The following is a 22679-nucleotide window of genomic DNA, read 5'->3' as shown; positions in this document are numbered from 1 at the left end:
CTAACACATACACCTCAAAAATATCTCACAATTTCTCAGCGGGCATTCAATCTTGGGATTGACGGTGTTCTTTCAAGGAAAGGACTAAGCTCCGGATTGACGTAAAAAAACGATCAAGGCCCCACGACCACCGTAACGTTGCGGCGCCAGCCCCCATTCCAGAACAAGTTCTCTCTGAGACTCCAGCAACCTTTCCATAGCAGTGCGCAGCACCGGGCCATCGCTTGAATGCGACCCTTTGCCAGTGATGACAAGAACGGTCCGGCATCCCTGATAGAGGGCATCCTGAAGGAAAAATTGAACCTTTGTACAAGCCTCTTCAACGGTCAACCCATGCAGGTCAAGCTCGGCTTCAGGCTTGAGCTGCCCACGTTCAACCTGCTTCATACGACGAGGGACAGCCTTATTGACAGGCTCCTCCTCTGACCACTCATCGACAAAAGTCTTTTCCATGGACCCCAAGGCCTCAAGAAAGGCCTCCTGGTCGCGCTCCTCCTTGGATTTCTCGGGCAAAACAGGAGGTTGTACAGCTCTACCCTGCTTCGGCGCATGCTCTTCAATCGTCTTCCCTGGCAGCGGCCTCACCCCGAGAAAACCCATCTCATCAGCAAAAGAAACTCCATCATTTGAAGGCGGAGCGGTATTCCCGGTCACGCTGCTTTTCTGATCGTCCACACTTTTTGGCAAAGCAGGTGGCTCCTTCAACGCAGACAGCCCCTTCAAATTCTTGAAGGGGCTGCTGGAAAATTCTTTCGGTGTCGAGTTCTTCTGTTTCGTCGACTTTTTCTTGGCCATGGTTATAACCTTGATTAAGAGTCACACGGCGACGCCGTTATCTTCTGACTATCTTGCGTCGACCCTGCATGGCCTTGGTCTGCTTACGAATCATGGCGCCCTGCTTCTCCAGCTGGAACTGCAACCAGAGGTCACCGTAACCCTGCATCTTCATCTTACCGCCGGTTTTAAGAGCTTCCAGGTTGGAGCTCATCAGCTCATCACTGCCAACCTTTTTCAGGCCTTTTTCCATGACGCTGACAGCCTTGTTGCGATCACCGATCTTGTCGAGGCAGAAGGCGTAGAGGCTCCAGAGCAACGGCTCCTTGCGGGTTCCAGCGACGGTCTTGTCAAAAGTCGCAATCATCTTTTTAGGCTGGTTGCGCTTCATCTGGATAATCGCCAGCATCGCCATAGCAACCCAGTGACGCACAAAGCCCTTCTCAAGATAATCGTAGGCTTTGCTGAAATCGCGACGCAGGTAATAAACCATGCCGATCTGGGCATTCATCTGCTTGTCGATGAAGAACTGCCACCATTGGTACTTCTTCTTTACGCCCTCCAGCTTATGAACCGCGGCTTCGGGACGATTGGCCATGATGTCTTTCTGCACCACCTCCATGGCATCGCCAACAGCCTTCATCACCTGTTTGAGGATAAGCACGTAGATAAGAGTAAAGCCGACCAAAGCGGTAATCGCGGAAATAGCGGGGTGCAAGCTGGTGGTGAAATACAGGGCGGCGCCGAGCGCGGAGCCTGCAACTAATGCAATGAGTACAGACAGCATGAAAAAAAGTCCTTTCGAGTGGTTTAGAGCGACGTATACTATCAGCCTGCATCGAGGTTGTCAAAGCAAACTAAATCCTTAGAAGAGGCACGCGCCACGTGCCACACACCACTTGCCATTGAGAAACCTGAAGCTTTCAATTTACCAGTTCTGGGTGTGTGACGATGCGGTTGATACCGAGATTTGAGAGGTTATTCGGCAAGGTCTCATTGTGCAGAAATTGCGTATTGCCGTCCTGGTAAAGAAGAGGCTCTGTCTCCTCTGTTTTCAGGGTAAAGGTCTCTCCACAAGGAGCAGCACAAGGGCCAAATTCGGGGGAGGTGCGAAACGGACAGTTACGGCTCGAAGTGACCATGGCATAAGGAAGATGTAAAGAGCCTTGTAGAGGGACCGGAAGAGGAGCAAGCCCCTGCAGGAGGTTGTCCTGTTCAATGCGCGTGACCCCTTTCTCGACAAGCAGTTCCACGGCGTCGCGATTGTGCCAGGATCCACGGCGGAAATATTCAGACTGCTCGGCCCCCAGGGTCATCTCGAGGATACGTGGCCCACGCTTCTGACCTGAGAGCGCTCGACCCAGGATCACCGTCAGGTCATCACGCACAGAACGTAACAGTTCCAGAGCTCCCCAGTCAGAGATCAGGACCTCATCACCGCAAGTCAGTTCGGGCAGGACTGTTTTAAAATAATTGTCAAGCTGCCGCCGTTCGGCCTCGCCGAGAACCGGCGTCACCAGGGTATAGGCCCAATCAAAACGGCGTGCCCAGGCTCTGGAAGCCAGCGTTTTTTCAATAGAGGGCAGACGCCAGAAGCAGAACTCGGCGCCATAATAGAGACGGGAAAACCCTGCCGGTGGTTCTTCGGGGAGATCATACAGAAAAGCGGCTTGTTCAAGCTCAGCCACGGTTGCTGCTCACGTGCAGGGTCAGACTTTCACCCGGTTGCAGCACATGGTTTTCCGCAAGGTTATTCCAGCTGCGGATCTGGCCTGTGTCAACTGCAAATTCGCGACCGATCGCCCAGAGCGTATCGCCGGAACGTACCGTGTAGACCATCTTGGTTACTGGCCCACTGGTCTTTTTAACCTTCGCTATTTGTTTTTTAGACGTCTTTTTCGAGGAGACAATCAGGCTTTGACCTGGTCGAATCGTATTACTCCAACCCAGCTTGTTCCAGACGCGCAGTTGCTTCTCTGTGACATTAAACTTGCGTGATATTTTCCAGAGGGAATCACCGGAGCGTACCGTGTAGCGTGAAAGTCGTGAACGCTTGTAATCATCCTTAAGTTCGGCGAGCGGCTTCAAACCGTTTGAATCAGGATTGAGCGGCACAATCAGGTTGGTACCAATCTGAATAGTACGCGAGTTCTTGATACTGTTGAGACGTTTGATATCCGTAACACGCACCCCATAGCGATGTGAAAGGGCCAGCAGAGTATCGCCCGATTTAACCTTGTGACGCACATAATTGGCCCGCTCACGCTTAGGAAGCTGCGCATACTTCTCAGCGAAGAGGGGTTGTGAACCGACCGGGAGACGAACTTCAAAGCCTTTGGCTGCAGGCGGTGTACACCAACGTTTCAACTCCGGATTGAGTTTTTTAATCGAGGCATAGTCTGAATCACTCAAACGCGCAAGCACTTCCAGATCAGTACTACTGGGCAGTGCCATCGTCTCGTAAGCGATTGGCTCCTGGTACTCGAGGTCAGTAAAACCATATTTCTCAGGCTGCTTCGCGATCAGGATGACGGCAAGGAGCTTTGGCAGATAGTTTTTGGTTTCAGCCTGCAGATATTTTCCACGACTGAGTTCCCAGAAATCCCTGGTCTTGTAACGTTTGACGGCCTGACGCAATTTGCCGGGACCTGCGTTATAGGAAGGGACAGCGAGATACCAGTCGCCATCGAAGCTCTTGTACAGGTCGCTCAGGAAGTGGGCTGCTGCGCGCGTGGCCTTCTCCGGGTCTCGGCGCTCGTCGTGCCACCAGTCATTCTTCAGACCGTAGCGACGACCGGTGCTTTCGATAAATTGCCAGGGGCCCACGGCATGAGCCCAACTGTAAGCTTTGTCATTGAAGCCCGACTCAACCATAGCCAGGTAAGCAAGGTCTTTTGGCAGTCCGGCCTCGGCAAAGATTTCACGCATCATCGGTAAGTAACGACCGGAACGCTCCAACCAGATTTTGAAGGTTTTTCTCGCCCGACCCGTGTAGTAGTCAACATAATAGCGGACCTTTTCATTCTCCACGACGGGAAAATCGTAGACCGGTTCCTGAAGAGCAAGGGTTTGCCCCGGATCCTCAGGCGGATCCTGATCGACACCTTGCAAAAGCTGATTATCAGCGAGAGTCTCGGCATCAAGAGGCTCAACCTGTTCGGCAAGGTTCTCTTCAACCACCTCTTCAAACAGCGAGTCTGCAAGTAACTCGTTATGGTTGACATCAGTCGCTTCATCCACAGGCACAGCAGGAGCTGCCACCTCAAGCAGGGGCTGAGGAGAGCTCTCTTCGAGGGGTTCAGAAGACAGCAAGGGGATATTTGTTGAGAAACAACCTGCCAGGGTCAACCCTGCCAGGAGATAGAGAGTTACTTTAAAAAACCGCATTAATTAAACCTCCTAAAGCGGGCACAGGCTACACGAAAAACGCGCTAAGTGTCAAATACTACGTAATTCTTCGCCCCAACAGCGTTCTTCCATTTCCCGCAGCAGGTCAGCAAAAGTTTTTCTTCTTTGCGCACTCACGGCGATCGCTTCAAAACGTCGACAGAGAGGGGCAACCTCTTCATCGGGGATCAGGTCAATTTTGTTAAAGACCAGGATTCTTGGTATTTCTTCCAGGTCGAGATCACTCAGGATACGATCAACAGCGCGAATTTGTTCTTCAAAACGAGGATTGGAGATATCAACAACATGCAGCAGCAGATGCGCATCGACCATTTCTTCCAGGGTCGCCTTGAAGGCACCCATCAAACTTTTCGGCAGTTGCCGAATAAAACCGACCGTGTCAGTAATAATCACTTCCCGGTCCTCGGGAAAACGCAAACGACGGGTCGAGGTGTCGAGAGTGGCAAAGAGCAGGTCTTCGGTAAAGACCTCACTCTGAGTCAGGGCGTTAAGGAGAGTCGATTTCCCGGCGTTCGTGTAGCCAACAATTGAGACAATCGGCACACCCTTCTTGATGCGTTTCTGGCGTCTCTGTAGCCGCCCCTTACTCAGGGAAGCGAGCTGCTTCTCGAGGCGGCTGATACGATCACGAATTCGACGGCGGTCCGTTTCCAGTTTGGTTTCACCCGGCCCACGACCACCGATACCGCCCATCAGGCGTGACATCTCCGTGCCCTTACCGGACAAACGCGGCAGAATATATTTGAGCTGAGCCAGCTCAACCTGAACCTTGCCGTCCAGAGTGTGCGCTCGACGAGCAAAGATATCCAGGATCAACTGGCTGCGGTCTATGACCTTCAGGTCGGTCATGGCGGTAATCGTGCGTGCCTGGACCGGGGTGAGATCTTGATCGAAGACCAGTAGAGTCGCGCCCCTATGTAAAGCACTGATGACAACCTCTTTGAGCTTGCCCTCCCCCATCAGGGAGCGCGGATTCATCTTGCGGGAACGCTGCATGATGCGATCGAGGACTACCACATCAGCGGTACGAGCCAGCTCGGTCAGCTCGTCTAGAGCATCTTCCGCCTCGCGAAGCGGCGCCTGGGTCACGGAAAGCAGAATCGCCTTCTCCCGGGTGTCTCCAAGGTCAAGGGATTCCGAGCGTGAGCGCTCCAATTCGGCATCGAGAGCGCGGATGAAAGAGCCGAAATCAAGATCCAAAGAATAGAGCGAAGAAGCTTTCTGTAAAAGATGAATCTGCCCCTCAGGGTCAGGCGGGATCAGGTGTGCGTAATTGACGGCACCGGGCAAGCCATCATCGCCAACGGCGAGACTGACCATCATGTCGAGACGCAACAGGGCCAGATCATTGAGGTCGTCCTGGGAGAGAGGTTCACCTTTGAGATGGGTGTGAATACAACGCAGGCCGCGCAGACCACTGCGTCCCATGCCGTAACCACTCAGATCGGGAATAACGATTTCGCGATCATCGCCCAGCACCACATATTTGACTTCGCCGCTGCGATCGATAATCAGGCCGATCTGACGACGTAATTCGCGCGACTGCTCGGTGAGATAGCGGGCAAGCTCCGGAGTGATCATCTCTCCAGCAGGCAGACGACGCTGGTAAATCCGCTCGAGCGCTTTGACCTGGCTTGATTTTAGGCCTGTGGTACTACCGTGAATCATTGAGGTTCCAGTTATCAGTGATTGGTTATCTGTATTATTTATAAGCTTTGGGACAGTCCCCTTAACTGCGGGGACAGTCTTTGTGGTGGTCGTTAGATCTATTTTTACTGCACACTGCGTTCCAGTTCTGTCTTTTACGCAAAAAAGGCCCGCTAAGGGCCTTTTAAGATCGTTGTATCTCCTCTACACAAACATCATAATGCCGAGATGTTAAAACCACCGTCGACGTAGTGAACTTCTCCAGTCACCCCCGTGGAAAGATCGGAGAGGAGGTAGAGGGTTGATTTACCGACCTCATCCTGAGTAACAGTTCTCCGCAAGGGGCTGCGTTCTTCCATGGTATGCAGTTTCTGCTTGAAGTTACCGATGCCGGAAGCGGCCAAAGTCTTGATTGGACCGGCGGACACGGCGTTGACCCGAATCTTGCGGGGGCCAAGCTCAGCCGCCAGGTAACGCACCGAGGCTTCCAATGCTGCCTTGGCAACGCCCATAACGTTATAATCGGGAACAGCCATCACAGCGCCGAGGTAGCTCATCGTCACGATGCTGCCCCCTTCAGGCATCAAAGGCATGGCATAACGAGTCATGGGAAGCAGTGAGTAAGCACTGATATCCATGGCCAAGTTGAATCCTTCCCGGCTCGTCTGGGAGAAGGGGTTTTTCAAATCTTCACGGTTGGCGAAAGCGACAGCGTGCACAACAAAATCGATCGTTCCCCACTGTTTCTGCAACTCTTTGAAAACCGCTTCAACATCTTCATCCGCGCCAACGTCGCAGGGCAGGATAATTTTTGAGCCCAGGCTCTCGGCCAAAGGACGGACGCGCTTTTCCAGTGCTTCATTCAGGTAGGTAAAAGCCAGTTCGGCACCGGCCTCATGCAATTGCTGTGCAATCCCCCAGGCAATACTTTTATCGTTAGCGACACCGAAAATCACACCGCGCTTGCCAGTCATCAAACCCATCAATCATTCCTCCTGAAATATTAGATAGCTGGTAGGTTTCATACCAGATAGACGCATCGAAGGCAAGCTTTGCCACAATAATTTATGGTTTCGCCGCCTGGTCGACATTCTCACTGATTATCGCTAAGAGCGCTTCCGCTTTTTTATAGCCAGGCACAACCAATCCATCAGGCATGATCAGAGTCGGTGTCGAGGTCACACCCAGGGTCGGTCCTAAAGCCAGCGTCTGGTCCACCACATTTGTTTCACAATTGGCCGATGGAACCGGCTTCCCGGCAAAGCTGAGCTCCAGCAACTCCATAGAATCATGACAGATGATGCTCTTGGAAATGCCGTAAGCGTTGGGATGCATCTTTAACGGGAACAGCTTGATGAGAAAGGCAATGTTCGGATCGATGCGGACAACCTCTTTCAACTCTTCATGCAGTTTTTTGCAATAGGGGCATTCCGGGTCGGTAAACACCACAACCTTGTTTTTGGCCGTCGGTTTACCAAGCAAAAGAGCATCATCAAGAGGAATCTTAGTGACATCAACTTTATTCATCCGAGCGCTACGCTTTTTGGTCAGGTTTTCCTTATCATCCAGGCGGATCACATTACCGGACACCAGGTACTGCTTGGAGAAGTCGATATAAACCGGCAATTTCCTATCACCCTTCTCAACTTCAGCCACCCACATACCGGGGATTTCAGAGAATTCCACGCTATTCACTTTATCGACCATGGTACCCAAAAGTAGTGACGTCTCTTCCTTGGTGATGCTGTGGCAATCGTTGCAAGTACCAGCACCGCAACCATCAGCAGTCATGGCAAAAGTAGTCTGGGAGCAAAAAATCAGCGCAACAACAATGAGAATAAAACGCATTTAAATTCGTCCTTCTCCGACTCTTAAGTCGGCAGTTATTTGACATGCAACCTGTTTATCTGGCGAAATTTTTGACTTCGTCATAATAACGAATAGCTATCATGTTTTACAAGGGTTAGACATATAAAAAGCGAAATGGTTGACAATTCGCTCCATCTTCCGTAATAACTCGCCTTAGGCCCACCCCAAAGTCTCTATCGCAGAGGGATAACAAAGCAAAATGGATGCCATCACCTTAACAGGACTTGCCCTGGCCTTGGCCATGGATGCCTTCGCCGTTGCACTCGGCACGGGTGCCGTGTTGTCACGTCTGACCGGTCGGCACCTCTTTCGGCTCGGCTTCCACTTCGGGCTCTTCCAGGCGCTGATGCCGGTGATTGGCTGGCTGGCAGGACTCACCATCATACAATGGGTTGAAGCCTGGGATCACTGGATCGCCTTCAGCCTGCTGGCGATCATCGGTGGCCGCATGATTTATGAGGCCTTCAGCGACGAAGAGAAAACCGATGATCGCGACCCGACCAAAGGCTTGAGCCTGGTTTTACTCTCTATCGCCACCAGTATCGATGCCTTGGCCGTCGGGTTTTCTCTCAGCGTGATCGGTGTCTCGATCTGGATGCCCGCTCTGGTGATCGGCCTGGTCGCCGGTATCCTCACGATTATCGGAATGCTTCTCGGCGGCCGTATCGGTGATCGCTGGGGGTCCCGCGTAGAAATTTTTGGTGGGTTGGTTCTGATTGCGATTGGTTTCAAAATTTTGATTGAGCACCTGTCAACTTAAAATTTCAGACGATAGGATACATAATCGGTAAGGGGCTTAACCTCTCTTTCCGACAACGTCCCGAATCTCTTCGACACACCTGTAAGGAATCTTCAGGTTCCCCCTGCCCTTCCCCATCTCAACGCCACCCTTGATCGGTTGATGAAAATCAGAGCCGCCGGTAACGATCAGATTTCTCCTGCGGGCCATGGTGATATAACGATCGATACCATCATTGGTGGTTCCTGAGCTGTACGCTTCCACGCCATCCAGGCCCAGACCGATAAAGATATCGAGCAACTCGCCAAGCCGGACATCGCTGACCCCGATAAAGACCGGATGGGCGAGGACCGTACAACCACCGGCATCGCGGATCAGTTGGATCGCCTCTTCGAGGGGGAAAAACCTCTTCGGCTCGTTGCAAGGGACCAGGTAACGTGTGAAGGCTTCTTCCATATCCTTGACGTAACCTGCTGCGAGCAAGGCCTGACCGATGTGAGGCCGACCAATGGTGCCACCGGCACGCTTTGCAACATCGGCATAATCAAGAGGCTGTCGTCCCTCTCCTGTTAAGCGGTGGTTGATATTGACAAGAATGCGTTCACTGCGCCCGGCACGAAAGTCCCTGAATTCAGCAAGCGCCTTCTGCAAGGCTGCGTTTTTATGATCAAAGGCATAACCGAGCAGGTGAATATCGCTCAGCTCCTCCCACTGTACGGAGAGCTCTACCGCAGGAATAATTTCAACATCGTACTTGAGCCCTGCTGCAAGCGCTTCCGGAACACCATCGACATTGTCATGATCAGCCAAGGCTATTGCGCGCAAACCGAGAGAAGCTGCTTCGGCAACCAGCTCTTTAGGCGTTAAGATGCCATCGGAAAAAAGGCTATGGAGATGAAGATCAACCAGCTTATGCATCGCAAGCACCTATCATTCGCAGGAATAGTTTCAGGCCATGTTAACACAAATTGAAAAACGACGAACGAGGGGCAAAAAGGGCTAAACAATAGAGTAAACATTGTCAAATCTTTTAGGCCTGATTTGTAATAGGTCAGACTTAACCTGACCCACTGTGACACCCACTATAAAGAGTTTCATATCCGTACAGCCCTTTTTCTTTTCAGAAGATACCCCCCCGCACCTTACATCTAGCAATAACTGTGGTAAATTTACAGGCACAACAAACCACAGATACCGGAGTAAATGACATGGGCAAAAAAGACAAAGACTGCTGGAAACCTGAAAAGCACCCAACCCACATGTGTAAACTCTTCAAGAAGGGCTTGATGATGGAGATCGACCAGCAATCCTCCAAGCCAACCGTAGTCTGCTCTAAATGCGGAGCAAAAGCTGACGTTCCGGAATCGGTCTGCCAGCCAAAGCCACTATAAGAGTCCAAATTCAGAAGGTGCAATTCACTTCGACTTATGCCACAATCCTCGAAATTACAGCAACTTATGAATATCAATACTTATTTGAGGGGACTCCATGCCTGAGACAATTCAGAGAGACCTGACCAAAAGCACCCTCGCCATCGTTCTGATTGGTGCCCTGCTCGCAGCCTGTTTCTGGATCTTGCGTCCATTTCTGCCCGCCCTGATATGGGCCGCCATGATAGTGATAGCAACCTGGCCCCTATTGCTGATTATCCAGAAGAAGGTTCATGGTCGTCGCCCTGCCGTAATGATCGTGATTGGCCTGCTGGTTCTGGTGTTTGTCATCCCCTTCACCTTAGCCGTCGGCACCATCGCTGAAAATGCCCCACAGATCACTGCTTTAAGTAAAGAGCTGGTCAACGTAGGCATCCCGGCACCACCAGACTGGGTTGACCAAATCCCCCTCGTCGGCAAATCCGTTGCCGAGTTTTGGCAAAAAACTTCAACCACGGCACCCGAAGAGCTCACCAAGCGCCTCTCCCCCTACATGCGTAACATAGGTGGATGGCTGGTCGCACAGGCCGGAAGCTTCGGCCTCATGTTTCTTCATCTGCTTTTAACTTTGATTCTAGCATCAATTCTCTACATGAACGGAGAAGACGCGGCAAAGATTATGCTTCGCCTCTCTCACCGCATTGCAGGAGAGCGTGGTGAGCACGCAACGAACCTCGCCGCTCTTTCCGTGAGAGCTGTCGCGCAAGGGGTCGTTGTTACGGCTCTTGCCCAATCTCTCCTCGCGGGGATTGGCCTGGCGGTGGTTGGCATCCCCTATGCCTCTCTTTTAACGGCACTGATATTTATGCTGACCATCGCTCAAATCGGTGCCGGGCCGGTTCTGATTCCAGCTATCATTTGGCTCTTCTGGAGCGGTAGCACGGGATGGGGGATCGCCATGCTGATTTGGTCGATCTTCGTTATGGGCATGGACGGCTTTCTACGGCCGTACCTGATCCGTCGTAACGCTAACCTGCCCCTGCTACTGATCTTTGCCGGTGTTATTGGCGGATTGATCTCTTTTGGCGTTATTGGCCTCTTCATAGGGCCCGTACTGCTGGCTGTCTGCTATACCCTTATGCTCGCCTGGATCAACGAAGAAAACAATGAAGAGACAACGACCTGAGTTGCCGTTAGCGAGGACAGCCAATCTCCCTCAAGTGACTTATCCGGTCCACGTCCACTGACGATTGCCTCGCCTCTCAGGTCGTGCTATACCTGCCACATTCAATCCAAAGCAAGGAGAAAAATAATGTCTGAAACAACCAATCCAACCGTTCGCATCGAAACCAGCATGGGCAACATTGTCCTCGAACTCGATGCCGTCAATGCGCCAATCAGCACCGCTAACTTTATCGCTTACGCCAATGACGGCTTCTACGAAGACACCATCTTTCACCGGGTCATCGACGGCTTTATGGTGCAGGGCGGTGGCTTGACTGCCGACATGAGCGACAAGAGCAACAAGAAGGCGCCCATCAAGAATGAAGCCGCAAACGGGCTTAAGAATGATCATGGTACAGTCGCCATGGCACGCACCAATGTCGTCGACAGTGCGACAAGCCAATTCTTCATCAATGTTGGCGAGAACAGTTTCCTTAATCACACAGCACCAACTCCGCAAGGCTTCGGTTATGCTGTATTCGGCAAAGTAACCGATGGCATGGATGTGGTGGATGCCATCCGCCAGGTCAAAACCGGCAACAAAGGGATGCATCAGGATGTTCCGGTAGAGACCATTACCATTCAGAAAGTGACTGTCGAGTAGGGACGGAACGAGGAACGCGGAAAGACCTCAGATAAAAGCGACGAACAGACCCACTAGGGGACTGCTCTCATGAAGAGAACAGTCCCCTTTTTTACCTAATTCCAGGTTCATCTTCAACAGCCCTCATTTCCTTTTTCTAATCTGGGGTACTAATCTGCTATAATGGTCGGCGAGGAGGGCTTCATGCCACAACGCACACTGACCAAATGGTTGGCCCATTGTTATTACGGCCTGAAGCTGTTCCCCTTTCGCAAGGAACGTCAAGAACGCCTGCTTAACGGTCGACAAAAGGGGCTCGTCGGAATTCAGATTGACGGCCTGGCCTTTCCCTATCTGCAACAAGCCCTTGATCGGGGCTACCTTCCTCACCTGGAGCGCTACCTGCGCCGCGGCCACAAGCTGGTCGAGTACCAGGCCGGCCTGCCGAGTACGACGCCGGCGGCTCAATCAACCTTCTTCTACGGCAACGACCACGCCATTCCGGCCTTTCGCTGGTTCGAGAAAGAATCCGGACAGATTATATCCTGCAATGACCCGGACCATGTTCAGATTTTTCGTGAATCTCTGTTTGCCGGGGAAAGGGGTTTACTCACGGGCGGCGCCTCTTATTCGAACATTCTCGATGGCGACGCTGAACGCAGCATCTTTACCGTTTCTTCACCCCATCCACAGACACTCTTCGGCCGCCTTGGCGGCTTTCGTATCCTTCTTCTCCTGTTGCTCAACCCCTTGCGAACCTGCCGAATGTTTCTGGCCAGCTTTTATGAGTTCTGGGCCAATCGCAAGGATGAGTGGCATCATAAACGAAAAAAAGCCTGGAGCACCCAGGAGGGGCTCTTCCCTTTCATCCGTATTTTCTGCAATGTTATCCTGCGTGAGATGCAGACCTTTGGGGTGATCGCCGAAGTCTATGCCGGGACACCACGCATTTACACTACATACAGCGGCTACGACGAGATCGCTCATCACTTTGGGCCGGAATCCTGGCCGGCGCTGAAAAATCTGCGCTACATTGACCGACGCATCGGTGAGATCTTGCGCGCAGTCGATCATGTTCCAGGAGCTGACTATCTTCTGGTCATTCTCTCCGACCATGGGCAAACCCCGGGCTACCCTTTCCAGAATCGCTTCGGCACGACCCTTGGTGATGCTGTCAGTGCTTTCCTACGCGAGAACCAGACAGCTTCGGTATCGTCCGGAGCACTGGAATCGACCCGGCTACAGCTTGGGTACCTGCAGGACGAACTGGAGGCCCGAGAAAAAAGTTGGCGGCATCGCATCTATCGTCGCACCAAGAATCACCTGCAAAAGAAAATCCAAGCTCTGGTTCCGGAGACTCTGAAAATCGACCCCGAAGGGGGTGTGGTGATCACCTACTCCAGCAGCCTGGCGCACCTTTACATTACCGGATCAAAAGCTCCTCTCAACTGGGAACAGGTTGAAGAGGCCCAGCCCCTGTTGTTGCGGTTTTTACAGAAGCATAAGGGGATAGGCTTTGTTCTGGCCCGGGGTGAAAACGAGGGAGAGTTGATGATTTTCCATAGCGGTGGAAAGATAACAGTTACGGACAATCCACGCTTTCAACAGGACGAACTCGCTTTTCTGCGACCTTACGGAGCACCGTACGAACTGCTTGAAAAGCTACACCGCTTTGGCCTGGGGCCACGCTGCGGTGACTTGATCCTGTTCGGCGCTCTCGATGAAGAAGGGATTGCCTGCTTTGACGATCAAGTTGGTGGTCATGGCTCTGTTGGAGGAGAACAGTCTCGCCCCTTCATCATCTTGCCCCTGGACCACCCTGTTCTGCAAAAAGAGCGCTTGAGCGGTTATGAATTTCTATACCACGAGATTTTCAGAGCCCAGGTCGGTGAAGATGAGCCAGAAGAGAAAAGGCCTCCGCAGCAGGAGTCCCCAAGAAAACATGAAGAGTTGATAAACTCAGATTTTATCCTGCACGACTGAGACCACATATTTGAGATAATGCCCTTCCGGAAAACATGGTGAGAAGGGGAAGTCCTCTGCCTGCCCTGACACTTCGACCACCTGCAGGTGACGCCCACCGGCGAGGCTGCCTTTGCGCAATTCCTTGAGATATTTCTCAAGGGGCATCTTCTGCAGATTCGACGAAGTCACCAGAAGCCCGCCGGTCGGCATCAAGCGCAATACCTTCTGCACCAGTTCAGAGGTACCACCACTCGTCGTAAAGCGACTCTTGCGGGTGGTGGAGAAGCTCGGTGGGTCAACAAAAACCAGGTCAAAACTGCGCCCCGCCTTGGCCAGGCGATCTAATTCAACAAAACAGTCACCGGTAACAAACTCGTGGCTTTCAGGATCAATCCCGTTGAGCCTGAAATTATCACGCGCCCAATCTAGATAACGGCCAGAGGCGTCGACGCTGGTAACCTGCGTGGCACCGCCGGCGGCAGCAGCCACAGAGAAGGCCCCGGTGTAAGCAAACAAGTTGAGCACCTGGCAGCCCGCTGCTTGACGCCGAAAACCCAGCCTGTTTTGTCGCTGATCATGGAACAATCCGGTGTGCAGGTCTTTCACAAGATCAATCCGGTAGTTCAATCCATTTTCCCGAACAGTCAAGTCCTGTGGCGCAGGATCGCCGGCCAACAACCAGCCTTGCGGTGCCCTACTCTCTTTTCCAGAAGCAAGCTTGCGGGTTTCCTGCGGGCGGTACTTACAATAGATACCCACGGGAGAATAGACCTCCTGCAAGGCCGAGGACAAAACCTCCAGGTGCTTCTCCCAGGCCGAAGTATAATATTGCACCATGAGATAGTCATCGTAGCGATCAACGGTCAGACCTGGCAAACTGTCACCTTCTGCATTCACCAGACGAGACACGTTTGTATCACCAAAGTCCAGCCAACTCCGGCTTACTTGAGCCTGCTGCAACATCTTTGTCAGCCATTGTTGATCGAGCTGAACCACAGAACTCGACAATCTGCGGGCAACGATTCGTGAGCCCGGATCACAAAGCGCCGTCCCCAGCGAATCCCCTTTTTCAGACACAAGCTCGACAAGGCTGCCACACGCGGTCTTTGGCCAATTTGAGGTAAAGCGGTCAGAGATCACCCAGGGGTGACCGAGATTGAGCATACGTACGGTTTCGGAACCGATGGTGCAGCGGAGTTGTTTACGGGCAGACACGTTTAAAACCTTTCAAAACACTTAACGCAAAGGCGCAAAGACACAGAGTAAAAGAATTTATTCTATAACAGGTAATTTCAAGGGTAAAATTAACCTTTACAATTAATTAGCACGATACACCCCAAGCGACAAACCGTTAATCCATATAATAGCGTGAGTAGCTTTACGTCTTTGCGCCTTTGCGCTAAGAATCATTTTGCTAAACGATTTAACAGTTATGTTATGATTTCGGCGCATCCCAGAGGAGAACGCGAATGGAAGAGAAAAGCCCGACCAAAGGCTCTCAACATATTGAACAGCTCATGCGGCAGCTGCCGCCTGAATCTGAGCGTTACCAGGTTTTAGCCACGGCAAAACAGTTCAAATCATCCTGGGTTGAACTTGGTGAGTGGCTGGCAAAAGTCAGCAACAAAAAACAGTTTTCCGAGTGGGGCTTTACCTCTTTTGAGGATTATTGCACCAAGGAGATCCGTATTCGGCGTCAGACCGCGGAAAAGCTCTTGCTCGCCTTCCGCTTCCTGGAGCGCAGAGAGCCAAGCCTTCTGGAACGCAAGGAAGGACGTCCCCTTCCCGATTACCGATCAATTGACCTGCTCCGGAAAGCAGATGAACGCGAGCATTTCAGCATGGAGGAATACAGTGAACTGCGTCAGGCGGTGATCGAAGAGGAGCGCAACCATCCCTCCGTCGCCAAGCGGTTTCGAGACATGACACACAGTCATCAACCGGAACAAAAAACGCAGCACCAGCACCGCAACGCCCTGCTCGCAGCAAAACGACTTGCGACCAGCTTGCATGAGGTTTCCGAGGTACCGGAAGAGTTGAGCCAGGCCGTGGTGCAATTGATCGGGTTTTTAGAAGAGCGGGACGCGGAGTGCGGCACGGGGGTCGAGTAAGACCTAGAAAATAAAAAGACCGATCAGAAATGCAAAAGGGCTGCCCAATTAAAGGACAGCCCTTTTATGTATTCAAGATAATGAGAATATTGTCGTGTCCCTCGTCCCGCGTTCCGCGTCCCGAAGATCCTAAACAATCTCAACCATTTCCACATCGAAATTGAGATCTTCGCCGGCCAGTGGATGGTTGGCGTCGAGGGTAACCTCGGTGTCATTCACGTCGATCACCGTAACCACCATGCCTTCTCCGTCATCGTTGAGAAGCTCGAAGTTATCACCGACCTGCGGATCAATATCATCGGGAAACTGGTCACGGGGAACAGCAGAAACCTGCTCCGCATCGTAAGCGCCAAAAGCATCGTCAGACTTGATGGTGATGGTTTTTTTATCACCTGCAGCCATGCCGATCAGGGCCTCTTCGACCTGGGGGAAGAAAGCATCGCTGCCAACCTCCAACTCCATAGGGCCGACGTTCCCATTACAGCCGCAATCGTCGTCATCGCAACCACCTTCGTCGCAGCCACAGTCGTCGTCAGCACAACCGATGCTCTCATAAGTCGTATCGAACAGGGTGCCGTCTTCCAGCGTCCCGGTGAAATTAATTTTAACTCTGTCGCCTGGTTTTACTTGTTGAATTGCCTGTCCCATGATGTGTCCTTTCCCTGAAGCGGGTCTATTGATGAATTAAGGGACTGTCTCCGCATGGGGACTGTCCCAAAAGTGTTATTTATCAGCCAGTGGACCATGATGATTGAACTTCAGGGTAATAACCAGCCCCCAGCTCCTAGCAACGAGTCCCTGCCTCTAAATCGTTATCGGTAATGCCCTGAAGAGCAACGCGAGGGCTATCGTACCACCAACACAGAGAGAGATGTAAAGGATAAGTACGCGCGGCTTGAACATAGAGATAAATACGGCCATAACCGGCAAAGCTGTGACCGGGCCCCCAACCAGCATGGCAATACCCGCTCCTTTCGCCAGGGGGATCACTTGTCCCGGGTCAGGAAGGTAAAAACCAAAGAGCATCGAAGCAGCAGTCACCTGCGGCAGATGCAGCGGAATTGCCGCAAGAGTCAGGGTAAAGATCGGCAGAACCCCCTGCCCTTCGAGCAAGCCGGTAATCCAGCCGTTAGGGATGAAGAGCAAAGCGACCACTTCGATCACCAGACCGATCAAGACAAACTTGCTAATTTTCAAGCCGCCTTCCCAGAACCTGGCCAGGAACACCAGGAACTTGTTGTGGGTGCAGCGATTAACGCGATGTGAAAGTTGCTGCCCACATTCACAACGCAGCTGTTCAACAGGATAATCAGGGTCGTGGAAATCTCCCTGCGGCAACGCCTCGCGAAAGATATCTTCTTCGGCAAAACCTTTTTTCCTGAGAAAATGTGTCATATAGCCCGCAAAAAGACCTAGCAGGACAGCACAGACAAGGACGGCCAACGCCCAGTTGACACTCAACATCCCCGAGAGCATGGCAAAAGAGGCCGGACTCATCAACGGCGAGGTCACCAGCAAAGCCATGGCCGGAGCCAACGGCAGGCCAGCGATCAGAAGTGAGATCACCAGCGGCAGGGTTGCACAGGCACAGAGAGGGCTTGCAACACCGAGCAGGACTGCTGCAGGAATCGCCAGAATTCCGAAACGCGTTAAAGCCTTGCGGATTTTGACGTGCCACTTCAGGGTCCGGATGATAGCCTCAAACAAGACACCAACCACCAGGTAAGGGAGGATGTAGAGGAATTCCTCGCCGATCGCTTTGACAAGTTCTAGCAGCATACTGGGAAAATCGTTCATCAATCCATTCCGTGTCGAGAGGTTGAATGTCTGCGTGGTCAGGTTTCTGTCTGTTCGATGTCGACAGGACAGCTTTCTGACCCGAAAACAGTCTTAACCAGCAGGAAAATGAGTATATTCAAGGCAACAAGGAAACAACGCCTATCACACTAGCAAGAGCTGTTCCGCTTTTAGCAAGATCTGTTACGCTTTATCTTCCACACAAAGCTGGTTGGTCTAAAAGGACAAAACACGCAACAAACAAGGGAAGAAACTCTTCAAAGGCAGCAAAAAGGCCGTTTAGCAACTTATTAAGAATAGACAATTTACAGTTTGACCTTGCCAAGCAGGATAGGATGCATTAAAAAGTCGACAGTAAACGAATTTTATTATCAGAAGGTGCTTTTCCTGACAAGCTTTTTTGGAAACTGATGTTATAATCTGTCGTTAATCAAGGAGGAGTTCTGCTAATGACTCGTGAATTCAAGAACAGAATCAGGGAACAGTTCGGCCGCGCAGCGGATGGCTATATCCACGACAAAGGCTTTGCCAGCGGCAACGACCTTGAAGAGATGGTACGCCTGCTGCAACCGATGCCTGACGATAATATGCTCGACGTAGCCTGTGGCGGAGGTCACACGGCTCTCCGCTTTTCTCCGCTGGTTCGTAGCGTAGTCGCTTCTGACCTGACCATGGTTATGCTGAAAAAAGCCCAGGAGCATATCAGTGACGAAGGCAGTGTCGACAACATCACTTTTCGTGAAGCTGACGCTGAAGATCTACCCTTCCCCGCTGGGGCCTTCACTCTGCTGACCTGCCGTGTCGCCCCACATCATTTTCCTGATGTCGCAAGGGCACTGAATGAGTTCCATCGCGTCTTGCGTCGTGGCGGTCGAATTGCCATCGTAGATACAATGCTGCCAAACGACCCGGAGATTGCTGAGTGGTACCAGGAAATGGAGAAGATGCGCGACCCGACTCACATCCAGGCCTACACGGAAGAGAAATGGCAAGAGATGGTTCAGGAAGCCGGCTTTATCCTGCACGAGACAGTCACTGTTCCTAAGACCCACGACTTTCCAACCTGGGCAAAACGGGCAGGACTTAACCGCGAAGGGATTGCCGCACTGAATAAATTTTTCGTTGATGCTCCTGACAAAGTTCAGGATTATTTCCAGATCGAAACCTTTGCCGGAGAAGTTGAAGCCTACACAGACCGTAAAGTGTTGGTTTATGCCAGCCGGCCGCCAAAGAAGTAGTCAAAAGTACGGACACAGTTGACAAGCCCTACATAATTTTCTGCATTTTTGGGGTAGATTTTTTTATAGTATGAGCGCAACAGATGGTTAATCTGTTGCGCTTTATTGTTGGATTTTATAGTTCCAAAGAAATAAGCAAGACCGACGGGTCGCGTCCCGTCTGACGCCATACTCTTTTGAAGCCCCAAAAGAGTATGCAGAAAATGGCTGCGCTGCGCTTGGCATGTTTTGCGCGTGGTGTCTTACTGGTAAAATTCAGAGGGACTAACTTCCAGGGGTCTACGCTTCCCCCGTTATCCACGAGGCCCTTGAGGTCCTCTCCAACGTTGCTTGTTTGCACGCTTGGTGTCTTCTAGCTTCTTGCTGCAAAAAAGCGGCGACGAGAGGCCCCCTGAAACGGGCCGGATCCCATTCTCCTCGGTCTTTTGAAGTCAATGTAACCAGGAGAAAGAATATGCCCTCCGCTAGGAGACGGCACTTTTGCTTACTTTTGTTGCCGGACAAAAGTAAGGCGTCTGGCGGGACGCGCCCCGCCGGTGTTGCCTTTCTCTTCACAAAAGAAAAAAATACAACAGATTAACCTTCTGTTGCACTCACTCCTCCACTTCTCCCAAGATCGCCGTCAACCACGAAATGAATTTTTTTATGATATTCTTCTCTTAACTGCTTGAACTTATGCAAAAGGTGAGAAGAGAAGATGTCCATATACAACACCCCATTGATTCGAAAGCTCCTGCCGCTCTTGATTCTCCTGTCTATACTATCAAGCACAGCCTTGGCGCTGGACATCCAGTCAGTGATTCGCGAAGTTGAGCAACAGTACATGGGCACCTCCTCTCGAGCCCGCACGACCATGCAGGTCAAGACCTCCCACTGGGAGAGGACCCTGGAGATGGAAGCCTGGTCGCTGGAGCGCGATTATTTCTTGGTCCGCATCCTCGAGCCTTCCAAGGAACGTGGCGTTGCGACACTCAAGAGGAACCGCGAAGTTTGGAACTACCTCCCCAAGGTCGATCGCATTATCAAAGTGCCGCCTTCGATGATGGGTGGCAGCTGGATGGGCAGTCACATCACCAATGACGACCTGGTTAAAGCCAACCATATCGATGAAGACTTTCACCTGAGATTACTCGAAGAGACCGCGACCAACTATGTCATTGAGTGTCTGCCAAAAGAGAACGCCGCGGTGGTTTGGGGCAAAATTGTCTACCGTGTTCGCAAAACCCCACAGGTTCCAGAACAAATCGATTACTTTGACGAAGAGATGGTCCGCGTACGTGAAATTCATTTTGATGACATCCAGCAGATCGGTGAACGGATCGTCCCCTTGCGCTTAACCGTTCTGCCCCTGGAAAAACCTGAGGAAAGGACCGTACTCCATTACCGGGAACTGGTTTACGATCTGGACTTGGATGAAAGCTATTTTTCGCTACGCAACCTCGAATCACCTTGACCATGCTGCTATCACTGGCCTTTCGAAATCTCTGGCGCAACCGCAGGCGCACCCTTTTGACCCTTTCTGCAATGGTGGTCTCCGCAGCCTTGCTGATCCTTGCCCTGGGTGTCTTCTCAGGGATGTTTAAAGACATGCTCGCCTCGGCGACCGAGCAATATTACGGCCACCTGGTGCTTGCTCAACCCGAATACCATCTGCGCCGGGATCTTTTCGCCAATCTCTCTGTCGACATCGCAAACCATCCAGCACTTGGGAATGAACCTGAAATACTGGCAAGATCACCGCGCTTACGCAGCTTCGGCTTACTCTCCAGGCAGCTCAGCAGTCAACCTGTCGAACTCCTTGGCATTATTCCGGAGTTAGAACAGCAGGTCACCTCGCTACAAAACAAGATAACAGCCGGGTATTACCCGAAGCTGGAAGATCGGAACGGCGCAATGATCGGCCAGGGGCTTGCGAACAAAATGAAACTCAAGCCAGGGGACGAACTGGTCTTCGTCACCCAGGCTGCCGATGGATCGATTGGCAATGATCTTCTGATCGTGCGAGGAGTCTTTGCCACCGGCGATAGCCGTAACGACAACAATCTGGTGCTGGCTCCATTACCCTGGCTACAGGAAGTCATGGTGCTACCCGGCCGCATCCACGAAGTCGCTATGATCCTCGCTAACCCCATGCTTGCCGCAGAGGTTGCCGATCGAATCACCCCACGTTTGCCCGAGAACACAGAGGTCCTGGATTGGGGTGATTTACTGCCGGAGATGCGTGAAGTCATAGCGGCCTATGGGGTCAGCCGCATGATCATCGTCACGATCCTTTACCTGGCCACGGGTCTCGGCATTCTCAACACCTTTTTCATGTCTGTTATGGAACGCACCCGTGAGTTCGGCATTCTCATGGCCCAGGGGATGCGGCCAATGGCAATTCGCAGCCTGGTGTTATTGGAGACCTTGTTTCTTGGGGGTATTGCTTTGGCTATCGGCCTGTTCTGTGGAGCTCTGATGACCCTTTATATGCAGCAGGTTGGCATCGACCTCACCACATACATCACGCCAATCACCTATGCCGGGGGAACCATCCTGCCCCGCCTGCACGCTGTCTTTGAAGTCGCCAACTTCCTGGTTCCGGCCGGCATGCTGCTACTCGTCAGCCTGATTGCTGGTTTTCTGCCCGCCAATCGAGCCGCGCGGCTCGATCCCGTGGTTGCGGTACGAGAGGATTGAAGACCGATATGGACCATCTATTTCTGGCCTGGAAAAACCTCTGGAGGAACAGAAGGCGCACCTTCATAACCCTGGCGGCAATTGCTTTCAGCATTATGCTGGTGCAGGCAGCACACAATCTTTCTTACGGGGTTTATGCCGGCATGGTTGACAGTGGCGTCAGAGCCGGCTCAGGTCATGTTGCGGTCTATCGACAGAACTACCTTGAGAGTCGAGACGAAACATTGCATTTCAAGGACCGGAACCTGATTACGGAGATTGCCGCAATTGCCGGCGTTGAAGAGGTCTTGCCTCGCCTCTATATCCCCGCCCTGGCCCAGTCGAGCAGAGAAAGCAGAGGCGTTATGGTCATCGGCGTAGATCCGCAGCGAGAAAAGGTGATCAACCCTTTTCTCAAGGCGCTGACTGAAAACAGCATGGTTCGTGCTACCAATTCACGCGATGCCGTGATCGGAGTTCGCCTGCTTGACGAGCTGCAGATCAAACCCGGCCAAAAGTTCGTCGTCACCGCTCAACACCAGGACGGCACACTACACAGTGAACTCCTGCGTGTTCGAGGAGTTGTCAAATCCGGCATGAAGGACATCGACGGCTCGCTGATCATGGTAGGCCTTGAGCGCGCCGGTCTTCTCACCGGGAGCTCCGGATCTGTTCATGAGTTGTCCGTCATCTTGGCCAACTCGAACGATGAGGAAACTGTCCTGGATCAAGTGTCCACACTGATTGAAGCACATCCCGGGATAGAGGCCGTCAATTGGGAGCGCGCCATGCCCAATCTCGCAAATGCGATCAAACTTGATTACGCCAGCCAGAAGTTCATTTTTCTGATTATCCTGCTGATCGTTACGATCGGCGTGATCAATACCCTGCTCATGTCTGTTATGGAACGTATGCGTGAGTTTGGCGTCATTCTGGCTCTCGGCAGCAAGCCTATGACACTGCGCATCATGATCATGACGGAAGCTCTGATGCTCGGCCTGCTCGCCGCTACAATCGGCACCCTGCTCGGCAGCCTGGCAACCTGGTACCTGGTTGACAGGGGCATTGACCTGGCGGCCTTTGTTCCGGAAACACTCGAGTTCGGCGGGGTCGTTTTCGATCCGATTATGCGGGCAAGTTGGGATCCGGTCTGGATGGGCAAGATTGCCGGTTACGTGACTGGCTTGACACTACTCGCATCCCTCTACCCGGCAATCAAGGCAGGGCGGATTACCCCGGTGGAAGGAATGCGACATCATTAAGGAATGGAACGCGTAGCGAGTGAGGTGGGACGAG

At 52.1% G+C, this 22679-nt stretch carries 21 protein-coding genes; 10 read left to right on the top strand and 11 right to left on the bottom strand.

Annotation, left to right across the window (positions count from 1 at the left end; translation table 11 throughout):
• Positions 1 to 84: 84 nt before the first annotated feature.
• The 7 genes from P9J64_08055 to P9J64_08025 form a co-directional block, all read right to left on the bottom strand.
• Positions 85 to 795 carry a Smr/MutS family protein gene (locus P9J64_08055; protein MDG5468271.1) on the bottom strand — a complete coding sequence of 237 codons (711 nt, stop codon included), beginning with the start codon at positions 793 to 795 and terminating at the stop codon, positions 85 to 87.
• 37 nt (positions 796 to 832) lie between these two features.
• Positions 833 to 1561: a hypothetical protein gene (locus P9J64_08050; protein MDG5468270.1), complete on the bottom strand. Its 729-nt coding sequence runs from the start codon at positions 1559 to 1561 to the stop codon at positions 833 to 835.
• 136 nt (positions 1562 to 1697) lie between these two features.
• Positions 1698 to 2462 (bottom strand): hypothetical protein, encoded by a 765-nt coding sequence (locus tag P9J64_08045; GenBank protein MDG5468269.1) that lies wholly within the window; start codon positions 2460 to 2462, stop codon positions 1698 to 1700.
• Positions 2455 to 4161, bottom strand: a complete 1707-nt coding sequence (locus tag P9J64_08040; GenBank protein ID MDG5468268.1) for a LysM peptidoglycan-binding domain-containing protein — start codon at positions 4159 to 4161, stop codon at positions 2455 to 2457. The genes P9J64_08045 and P9J64_08040 overlap by 8 nt, the downstream gene beginning before the upstream one ends.
• A gap of 51 nt (positions 4162 to 4212) precedes the next feature.
• Positions 4213 to 5850, bottom strand: a complete 1638-nt coding sequence (gene hflX, locus P9J64_08035) for a GTPase HflX (protein MDG5468267.1) — start codon at positions 5848 to 5850, stop codon at positions 4213 to 4215.
• A 194-nt stretch (positions 5851 to 6044) separates the two neighbouring features.
• Positions 6045 to 6812, bottom strand: a complete 768-nt coding sequence (fabI, locus tag P9J64_08030) for an enoyl-ACP reductase FabI (GenBank protein ID MDG5468266.1) — start codon at positions 6810 to 6812, stop codon at positions 6045 to 6047.
• An 82-nt stretch (positions 6813 to 6894) separates the two neighbouring features.
• Positions 6895 to 7677, bottom strand: coding sequence for a DsbC family protein (locus P9J64_08025; protein MDG5468265.1), 783 nt, complete (start codon positions 7675 to 7677; stop codon positions 6895 to 6897).
• 220 nt (positions 7678 to 7897) lie between these two features.
• Between P9J64_08025 and P9J64_08020 the strand changes: the two genes are divergently transcribed.
• Entirely contained in the window at positions 7898 to 8458 is a 561-nt protein-coding gene (locus P9J64_08020) for a manganese efflux pump MntP family protein (GenBank protein MDG5468264.1), read from the top strand.
• Positions 8459 to 8494: 36 nt separating this feature from the next.
• On the opposite strand, the gene P9J64_08015 is transcribed toward P9J64_08020, so the two are convergent.
• Positions 8495 to 9355, bottom strand: coding sequence for a PHP domain-containing protein (locus P9J64_08015; GenBank protein MDG5468263.1), 861 nt, complete (start codon positions 9353 to 9355; stop codon positions 8495 to 8497).
• 290 nt (positions 9356 to 9645) lie between these two features.
• On the opposite strand from P9J64_08015, the gene P9J64_08010 reads away from it, so the two are divergent.
• The 4 genes from P9J64_08010 (at position 9646) to P9J64_07995 (ending at position 13597) form a co-directional block, all read left to right on the top strand.
• On the top strand, positions 9646 to 9828 hold the full coding sequence (locus tag P9J64_08010; protein MDG5468262.1) for a hypothetical protein: 183 nt from the start codon (positions 9646 to 9648) through the stop codon (positions 9826 to 9828).
• Positions 9829 to 9925: 97 nt separating this feature from the next.
• Positions 9926 to 10993: an AI-2E family transporter YdiK gene (gene ydiK / locus P9J64_08005; protein MDG5468261.1), complete on the top strand. Its 1068-nt coding sequence runs from the start codon at positions 9926 to 9928 to the stop codon at positions 10991 to 10993.
• Positions 10994 to 11119: 126 nt separating this feature from the next.
• Complete coding sequence (locus tag P9J64_08000; protein ID MDG5468260.1) at positions 11120 to 11635, top strand: peptidylprolyl isomerase; 516 nt, start codon at positions 11120 to 11122, stop codon at positions 11633 to 11635.
• A 183-nt stretch (positions 11636 to 11818) separates the two neighbouring features.
• A complete protein-coding gene (locus P9J64_07995; GenBank protein ID MDG5468259.1) occupies positions 11819 to 13597 on the top strand; it encodes an alkaline phosphatase family protein in 1779 nt (592 codons plus the stop codon).
• Here the strand turns inward: P9J64_07995 and P9J64_07990 are convergent.
• A complete protein-coding gene (locus P9J64_07990) occupies positions 13574 to 14794 on the bottom strand; it encodes a class I SAM-dependent rRNA methyltransferase (GenBank protein ID MDG5468258.1) in 1221 nt (406 codons plus the stop codon). The genes P9J64_07995 and P9J64_07990 overlap by 24 nt on opposite strands.
• A gap of 254 nt (positions 14795 to 15048) precedes the next feature.
• Here P9J64_07990 and P9J64_07985 point away from each other — a divergent pair, with 254 nt between their 5' ends.
• A complete protein-coding gene (locus P9J64_07985; protein ID MDG5468257.1) occupies positions 15049 to 15690 on the top strand; it encodes a hypothetical protein in 642 nt (213 codons plus the stop codon).
• 129 nt (positions 15691 to 15819) lie between these two features.
• Here the strand turns inward: P9J64_07985 and P9J64_07980 are convergent, their stop codons facing one another.
• Both P9J64_07980 and P9J64_07975 read right to left on the bottom strand, forming a co-directional pair.
• Positions 15820 to 16326, bottom strand: coding sequence for a peptidylprolyl isomerase (locus P9J64_07980; protein MDG5468256.1), 507 nt, complete (start codon positions 16324 to 16326; stop codon positions 15820 to 15822).
• Positions 16327 to 16494: 168 nt separating this feature from the next.
• Complete coding sequence (locus tag P9J64_07975) at positions 16495 to 17487, bottom strand: permease (GenBank protein MDG5468255.1); 993 nt, start codon at positions 17485 to 17487, stop codon at positions 16495 to 16497.
• 449 nt (positions 17488 to 17936) lie between these two features.
• On the opposite strand from P9J64_07975, the gene P9J64_07970 reads away from it, so the two are divergent.
• The 4 genes from P9J64_07970 (at position 17937) to P9J64_07955 (ending at position 22645) form a co-directional block, all read left to right on the top strand.
• Entirely contained in the window at positions 17937 to 18725 is a 789-nt protein-coding gene (locus tag P9J64_07970) for a methyltransferase domain-containing protein (GenBank protein MDG5468254.1), read from the top strand.
• Between the two features lie 697 nt (positions 18726 to 19422).
• Positions 19423 to 20178: an outer membrane lipoprotein-sorting protein gene (locus P9J64_07965; protein ID MDG5468253.1), complete on the top strand. Its 756-nt coding sequence runs from the start codon at positions 19423 to 19425 to the stop codon at positions 20176 to 20178.
• A 2-nt stretch (positions 20179 to 20180) separates the two neighbouring features.
• Positions 20181 to 21404, top strand: a complete 1224-nt coding sequence (locus tag P9J64_07960) for an FtsX-like permease family protein (protein MDG5468252.1) — start codon at positions 20181 to 20183, stop codon at positions 21402 to 21404.
• A gap of 8 nt (positions 21405 to 21412) precedes the next feature.
• Positions 21413 to 22645 (top strand): FtsX-like permease family protein, encoded by a 1233-nt coding sequence (locus tag P9J64_07955; GenBank protein MDG5468251.1) that lies wholly within the window; start codon positions 21413 to 21415, stop codon positions 22643 to 22645.
• The last annotated feature ends 34 nt before the right edge of the window (positions 22646 to 22679 follow it).

The sequence above is a fragment of the Deltaproteobacteria bacterium IMCC39524 genome (genome assembly GCA_029667085.1).
Lineage (GTDB): Bacteria > Desulfobacterota > Desulfuromonadia > Desulfuromonadales > BM103 > M0040.
Note: the sequence above shows the minus strand (reverse complement) of the source record. Positions and strands in the feature narration are given on the sequence as shown.